The organism is Dysgonomonas sp. (genome assembly GCF_035323175.1).
Classification (GTDB): domain Bacteria; phylum Bacteroidota; class Bacteroidia; order Bacteroidales; family Dysgonomonadaceae; genus Dysgonomonas.
The window spans coordinates 1-7,180 of sequence record NZ_DAOKYH010000039.1 but is presented as its reverse complement, the minus strand read 5'-3'; the positions used below and the strand labels follow the sequence as shown (position 1 = coordinate 7,180).

Sequence of the window (7,180 nt, the reverse complement as noted above, 5' to 3'; positions counted from 1 at the left end):
TCGTGCATTGTTTATGATTGGAGAGAAAGGCGAAGCCCGGAAAATATTTGATCAGCTACTGACGTATTCTAATCATCTGGGATTATTTAGTGAGGATCTGGATTTCGAAACCAAGCGTATGATGGGGAATTTCCCTCAGGCGTATTCCCATCTGGCATTGATAAAGACTGCTTTACTATTCTCGGAGGAACGGAGATATATCAATTTTATTAAACCTTGAAAATTGACTCAGTAGAGTTTTTTATAAGTTATACAATAGAGGCACAGGTAATGAGAACCTGTGCCTTTGTTTTTTTATATCTTTTTCCCTACAAAGCGTATAACGGAAGCTTTTCCGTTATGTCCTATACCTTCTGCCAGTCTTATTTCTTTTTCTTCTAAAAGATCGATCTCCATCGAATCAAAGATAGAGAGAATTTCTTGCTTCGAATACATCATATCCACATATGGCGGACCTCCGGCTAATGGGTTTTGTTGCTGATGTTTTACATGTTCTTTACCGAATCCTTCAATAATAATATGCCCTCCGGTTTTCAACAAAGGCAATAACGACCTGTGATATTTCTCTTTTAATTGTTCCGGTAGGTGAACATAGGTAAGAGCAATTACATCATAGGAGTCGACAATATAATTTTCAGAGATATCTTCGAAATCAATCACTTTGAATGAAATATTCACGCTATTCTTTTGAGCCAAACGCAAGGCTTTTTCTTTAGCTTGCTGGCTTTGGTCGAAAGCATCTACATTCCAACCCCTTGTCGCTGCATATACACCATTTCGTCCCTCTCCATCAGCCGGAAGAAGAATTTTTCCTATTGGAAGCGTATCGATGATTTGCTTGAAAAATAGATTCGGAGCTTCTCCATAGCGGTATTCTTTCATATTATAACTTTCGTCCCATTTATTATTCATAGTCATTCATTTTTTGTTAATATGCACTGAAGAAATCCGGTTTTATCGTAAATCCTATTCTTACCTGATTTGTATATTTCTTGTAATTCAGCAACCCTTCTCCATAACCGGCATAATAATCCAAAGTTAAGTATTGATTTGAATTTTTCGATACTCTAAATGATAAAGATGTGTGTAAATTAGGGTTTATAAACTTATCCCGTGGGATTATATTAAGACTGAACCACCATAAATTTTTACTATCAATATAATTAACCGAAAAGATACCATAACCTTTATAACGTAACAAATCTTTATTATTACCTCCATCCACATAAGGTAGATACACTTGAGCTTTAGCCGATAAGCGCATATTATAGAAATATTTGGCTGACAGATTCAGATAGTTCCAACTACGAGAATCTTCTCCTGCTTTTCCATTCGATTCATGTTCCAGAGAAACCATTACCGCTCCTTTCAGTTTGTTGTTTTTGATAATGTAGCGTCCGACTCCTATTCCGGGATTGTAATTCGTATCGCGGAAAGGGCTCGATTTGTCATAAATATCCCAGAATGACTTTTGAGAATAAATAATGTACAAAAACGAATTGAATGGCAAGACGCTTCTGGTAACTCTGTGGCGAATACTAAACTGGAAGAATGCATCCGCTGTTTTACGGGTTACCGATTTGTTTAAAGGGATTCCCGTTACCATATAATTATCCTTATACACCGCAAAAGGAGCCTGCTTGTCTAGTACAGACCTTACAAGGTCTTCTGAAACTTCAATCGGTCTATGTTTCAATACATTTATTGACTGCATCTCATTCAGATAGTTATTCCGAAGTGAAATACTATCTACCTGTAAGATCGTATTTTCTTGTGAGTAGACCCTGGGTATGTGTATAATGAGGATAAACAATACGATTATTATATAAAATATTGTTTTCATATCTAAAAAAGAGAGCAAAAGACGATTTCAGAATTCGGTTTTGCTCTCTCAGAAACTTATTAATCAATTCGCCGTTTAACGTTCAATTTATCGAGCAAGATTTCCAACGGACAAAATTTAGTAAATGAAGACTGTATCAGATTCACTCCCACAAATGCAGGTAGTAACAACCATCCGATAGATACAAAATAAGCTAAGGATATACCTGTCAGTACCATTGTCCCAGCGACTATCCGGATAATATATTCACGTTTCATAATCAAATCAATTTAGAGAAGTTTTCTACATCAAGGACAAAGGCGTGTACAGGAAAAGGATTATTTGTTTCAATATTGCAACTATCAATTTCAGAGATAGCCTTATCAGCAATTTCTTTTGTCACAAAGCTGAAAAGCATTATAGAGTTTGTTTTAGCATTGCTCGCATTAGCCGCAAACCAGCCCAAATTTTCCTCTTTCTTTTTATAGCCAGTGATATTGGTCACACTGAATCGTTTCACTCCGGCATCTTGGAGTAGGCTTGCTACCTGCTCCTGATACTCTTTTATACTTAATACAACTAATAGCTTCATAATCATTTTACTTTCTTTTCAACATTTTATAATACAGTAGTGGTACTACAATCAATGTAAGTACGGTAGAGGTTATTGTTCCTCCCATCAGCGAGATTGCCAGACCTTGAAATATAGGATCGAACAGAATTACAATAGCCCCCAGAACTACACCTCCTGCTGTCAAAACTATAGGCGTTGTACGTACAGCCCCTGCTTCGATAACAGCCTGTTTCAACGGGATGCCGTCTTTGAGCCGTATGTCGATAAAGTCGATAAGTAATACCGAATTTCGCACCATGATTCCGGCAAGAGCTATAAACCCAATCATTGACGGAGCACTAAAGTAAGCTCCCATAATCCAATGCCCGAATATGATACCAATCAAGGATAACGGTATAGCTGCCAATTGTACCAAGGGTGTAATAAAGTTTTGAAACCAAGCCACAATCAGCACATAGATAATGATCAGTACAAATAGAAAAGCCAGCCCCAAATCACGGAATACCTCATATGTTATCTGCCATTCGCCATCCCACTTTAAGGAAAAGTTGTCTTCATATTTTGGTTGCTCACTATATTCTTCCGACAAAGTATATCCTTCGGGAAGTTTTACCTGCGATAATCTATCAGACACTTCCGTAATAGGATATATCGGACTTTCCAAACTTCCTGCAACTTCGGTTAATATATACACTACACGCTTCTGATCTTTGCGATGAATACTCTTTTCTTTTTCTCCTTTTGTAACCTTCACTAAATCGCCTACAGGAATAGCCATTCCTTGTTGACTCACCACTTTTAGGCTTAATACATCTTCAATAGTAGATTTCTCTTTTTCAGGCAATTGAAGGATAATACCAACTTGATTGACAGACGCAGGTTGATGCAACACACCCACGGACATACCCGACAAAGCCGCTCTCATATTCTGAACCACTTGCGCATTCGGAATGCCCAATTTCATCGCTTTGTCTTTATCCACCTCAAATTTATATTCGGTCTGAGCATCTTCTACCGACCAATCCACATCGACTACATTGTCAGTTTGCGCCAACAGATCTTTCACCTGTTTGGCTACAGCTATTTGTTGTTCATAGTCAGGGCCATATACTTCGGCTGCAATGGTAGACATGACAGGAGGACCCGGAGGAACTTCCACCACTTTTACATTGGCATTGTATTTTTTACCGATAGCTTGCAAATCGGCACGCACTGATGTAGCTATATCATGACTCTGTTCACTACGTTCTCCTTTATCAACAAGGTTGACTTGTATATCGGCCACATTATCACCCATGCGCATATCATAATGGCGAACCAACCCGTTAAAGCTGATAGGAGCGGATGTTCCCACATAAGTTTGATAATTCGTTACCTTATCATTCCGACTGATATACACAGCTAATTCTTTAGCTACGGCGGCAGTACGTTCCAATGTCGTTCCCTCCGGCATATCTATCACTACTTGAAATTCATTCTTATTGTCGAAAGGCAACATTTTTACCGGAACAGATTTTGTATAAAACAACACAAACGATCCCAGTAAAACGACAGTTAAGCCAATCATAAATGTCCAGCGGCGTTTTCTGCTTTCCAAAAACGGTGTTACTATTTTAGCATATAATTTGTATATTTTCGTTTCGTGCAAATCTGTTTCTTTTTCTTCACTTTCGTGTTCTTCTCCTTTTTTATCTTTATGTCTTAAGAATAAATAGCCGAAATATGGAGTCAATGTCAGAGCTACCAGTAAAGAGAAAATCATGGCTATGGATGCACCTATAGGCATCGGACTCATATATGGCCCCATCATTCCCGATACGAATGCCATGGGCAGTACGGCAGCGATAACAGTCAGCGTTGCCAAGATAGTCGGATTCCCTACCTCATTGATAGCATATAGCGCAGCTTGTAACGGTGGTAGTTTTTTCATCTTGAAGTGACGGTGCATATTTTCCGCAATCACAATGGAGTCATCCACAACAATACCTGTAACAAACACCAAAGCAAACAGTGTAATACGATTGAGTGTATATCCCAAGAAGTAATAAGCAAAAAGAGTCAGGGCAAACGTTACAGGCACGGAAAGAAATACTACCAATCCGCCACGCCAGCCCATTGCCAACATCACAAACAGGGTTACTACCACAATGGCAATAGACAAGTGAAAAAGCAATTCGGATACTTTATGTGATGCCGTTTCTCCGTAGTTACGGGTAACGTCAACATGTATATCATTAGTGATAACATCTTTTTTCAGATGCTCTACTTTGTTGATCACTACCTCTGCCAGCTTCATGGCGTCTGCACCTTTTTTCTTAGCAATGGAAATAGTTACGGCAGAATAGTCATCGGGCATATCCGCTTTTTTATCGCCCGACGCAGCACCATATCCAAACGAAACATATTGTTTAGGGACTTCGGGGCCGTCTTCTACTTCTGCGATTTGATACAGATAGACCGGTTGATTATCATTTGTTCCGACAATCAGATTTTTCACTTCTTCCACATTGGTAAAAAAATTGCCTGTTTGCACTGAATAAACCATATCGCCTGTTACGATATTTCCGCTTTGCATTTGGGCATTGTTCGCTTGTAGAGTTTGGGTTATAGCTCCAAAGTCTAGTTTACTCTGTGCCATTTTATCCTTATCGAGCATGACCTTTACCTGACGGCTCTGTCCTCCTACAACATTGACTTGTGCTACATCCGGTATTTTCTTTATTTCGTTGCCAACCACTTCTGCTACCTGACGTATCTGATAATCGCCCATCTTATCACTCCAAAGAGTGAAAGCTAATGCAGGAACATCGTCTATGGCTCGCGATTTCACCAAAGGCATAGTTGCGCCTTGTGGCATACGATCCATATTCTTCATCATCTCATTGTAGAGCTTAACCAACGAACGCTCGACATCTTCACCCACAAAGAATTGTACAGTAAGCATACCCATACCATTCATAGAGGTAGAATATACATGCTCTACCCCTTTGATATTCGAAATGATCTTTTCGATAGGTTGTATTACTCCCGATTCTACTTCCTGAGGTGTTGCCCCGGGATAACCAATCATAATATCCGCCATAGGGACTTCTATTTGAGGCTCTTCTTCGCGCGGAATGAAATATATGCTGAACAGTCCTAAGAGCATAAAGGCAAACATGAGCAGGATACTCAATTTTGACTTGATAAACGCTCCGGCTATTTTTCCTGAAATTCCGTTTTCCATAATTTTACTTATTTACAGATACTTTTACTCCGTTATATAATTTGCCTTCGGCTTTAGATACAATTCTGTCATTTTGGCTCAAGCCGGAAAGTACTTCTACCTGATTGCCGATTGTCTTACCTAAACGTATCCAGCGAAGATTAGCTTGATTCTGATCGTCTATTACATATACTCCTGTCAGTTGGTCACGATAAACAATTGAGTTTTTATCCAACATAATTTTAGAAGAGATATCCTCTCCTGTTTTATTCGGTATCAAAATATTGACATACATGCCGGAGCGGATATTAGTTTTATCTTTTGCGTCGATAGCTAACTTCATCGAATATTGTCCCCCTGTACGGAATGCCGACGGACTAAGCTCCGATACTTTTCCATCAATAGTTGTGCCTAATGATTTCAACTCTATTTTGGCAACATCTCCTATTTTGACATACGGTATATAGTTTTCGGGAATGGATGCTACGATTTGTAATTCGCCACTCTGCTCAATCGTCAGAATAGGCATTCCCGGGTTTGCCATACTGCCTTCGTCCAGCATTTTTTGTGTTACCACTCCCGAGAATGGTGCGCGTATATTGGTGTAGGAAAGCATTGCATTTATTTCGTTCATCTGCTGGCGAGCCATCTGCACTTTCGCATTCATCGATGTGTTTTGCAAAGACACATCTTCGAGTTCCTTGTCTGATACACTGTTTTGGCTGCGCAGTGTTTTGAAACGCTCATAATCACGCTGCGCATTCTTTGACGCGGCTTCAGCTTCGGTAATCATAGCCTGTACCTGTGCTTTTTTTGCCAGAATATCATCGCTGCTAATAGATACGAGGAGTTGCCCTGACGCTACTTTGTCGCCTGGTTTCACATATATTTTGGTTATATAACCCATCATACGAGTGCTGATATTGGCCGTTTGCTTGGCTGTGACCTCACCACTAAGATAAAAGCCTTCGTTAGATGACTGAGTTGGAGTGTAAACTTCGACTTTCACTATGGTTCTATCTTTATCCTCGGGCTTGTTGGATGAAGAGCAGGAATAGAAAGCCGAGATACCTACTATTACTAAAAATACATTTCTTAAAGTTTTCATATCTATTTATAGGTTTTGTTTATTATTTCGTCTTTGATAAAAAATTGAGGTATGCCTCTGTGATATTATATGACATGATGGACTGTGATAGCAGGAGTTTCTGTTGCGAAAGTTGCGCTTGAGCCATCAACAGGTCAGTGGTGCTGGCTAAACCTTCATGATGGCGATTGGTTAGAATACGTAAGGCTTCGTCGGCTTGCCCTACACTTGTATTTTGCTTGTTTATCTCTATTTGCAAATCGGTCAGATCTCGCTTAGTTTTATTTAGCTCCAGTTCTTCTTTTTTGATGTGCAGATTGAGCTCTTCTTGCATTTTATCACGTTGAAATTGTGCAGACTTCATCTTACTCCGATTCTGATTGCCGGAAAATATTGTCCAGCTTAGATTTATACCTACCAAATAAGAATCATTACGGAATTTGAAGGCTTTAGAATCATTCAGTCCATACGAACCGAAAGCATTGATACGTG

General features: G+C 39.4%; 8 protein-coding genes. 1 reads left to right on the top strand and 7 read right to left on the bottom strand.

The features are described from left to right. On the top strand, window positions 1–220 hold a 220-nt coding region (locus PKC55_RS18125; protein ID WP_324373643.1), incomplete at its 5' end, for a glycoside hydrolase family 15 protein. Window positions 221–294: 74 nt separating this feature from the next. On the opposite strand, the gene PKC55_RS18120 is transcribed toward PKC55_RS18125, so the two are convergent. The 7 genes from PKC55_RS18120 to PKC55_RS18090 all read right to left on the bottom strand — a co-directional run. Beyond that, the gene (locus PKC55_RS18120; protein WP_324373642.1) at window positions 295–912 is read right to left on the bottom strand and encodes a class I SAM-dependent methyltransferase; all 618 of its coding nucleotides are present in this window, start codon (window positions 910–912) and stop codon (window positions 295–297) included. 16 nt (window positions 913–928) lie between these two features. After that, window positions 929–1,843 carry a phospholipase A gene (locus PKC55_RS18115; protein WP_324373641.1) on the bottom strand — a complete coding sequence of 305 codons (915 nt, stop codon included), beginning with the start codon at window positions 1,841–1,843 and terminating at the stop codon, window positions 929–931. A 59-nt stretch (window positions 1,844–1,902) separates the two neighbouring features. Then, complete coding sequence (locus PKC55_RS18110) at window positions 1,903–2,100, bottom strand: YgaP family membrane protein (RefSeq protein WP_324354888.1); 198 nt, start codon at window positions 2,098–2,100, stop codon at window positions 1,903–1,905. A 2-nt stretch (window positions 2,101–2,102) separates the two neighbouring features. Further along, window positions 2,103–2,414, bottom strand: coding sequence for a P-II family nitrogen regulator (locus PKC55_RS18105; RefSeq protein ID WP_324373640.1), 312 nt, complete (start codon window positions 2,412–2,414; stop codon window positions 2,103–2,105). A gap of 7 nt (window positions 2,415–2,421) precedes the next feature. After that, the gene (locus PKC55_RS18100; RefSeq protein ID WP_183308899.1) at window positions 2,422–5,622 is read right to left on the bottom strand and encodes an efflux RND transporter permease subunit; all 3,201 of its coding nucleotides are present in this window, start codon (window positions 5,620–5,622) and stop codon (window positions 2,422–2,424) included. Between the two features lie 4 nt (window positions 5,623–5,626). Further along, window positions 5,627–6,709, bottom strand: a complete 1,083-nt coding sequence (locus PKC55_RS18095; protein ID WP_006798299.1) for an efflux RND transporter periplasmic adaptor subunit — start codon at window positions 6,707–6,709, stop codon at window positions 5,627–5,629. Between the two features lie 22 nt (window positions 6,710–6,731). Next, on the bottom strand, window positions 6,732–7,180 hold a 449-nt coding region (locus PKC55_RS18090; RefSeq protein ID WP_324373639.1), incomplete at its 5' end, for a TolC family protein.

Bases quoted from the DNA above. Each gene is read 5' to 3' on its own strand.
- PKC55_RS18100 (WP_183308899.1), bottom strand. From the start codon at position 5,622: ATGGAAAACGGAATTTCAGGAAAAATAGCCGGAGCGTTTATCAAGTCA.
- PKC55_RS18115 (WP_324373641.1), bottom strand. From the start codon at position 1,843: ATGAAAACAATATTTTATATAATAATCGTATTGTTTATCCTCATTATA.
- PKC55_RS18110 (WP_324354888.1), bottom strand. From the start codon at position 2,100: ATGAAACGTGAATATATTATCCGGATAGTCGCTGGGACAATGGTACTG.
- PKC55_RS18120 (WP_324373642.1), bottom strand. From the start codon at position 912: ATGAATAATAAATGGGACGAAAGTTATAATATGAAAGAATACCGCTAT.
- PKC55_RS18095 (WP_006798299.1), bottom strand. From the start codon at position 6,709: ATGAAAACTTTAAGAAATGTATTTTTAGTAATAGTAGGTATCTCGGCT.
- PKC55_RS18105 (WP_324373640.1), bottom strand. From the start codon at position 2,414: ATGAAGCTATTAGTTGTATTAAGTATAAAAGAGTATCAGGAGCAGGTA.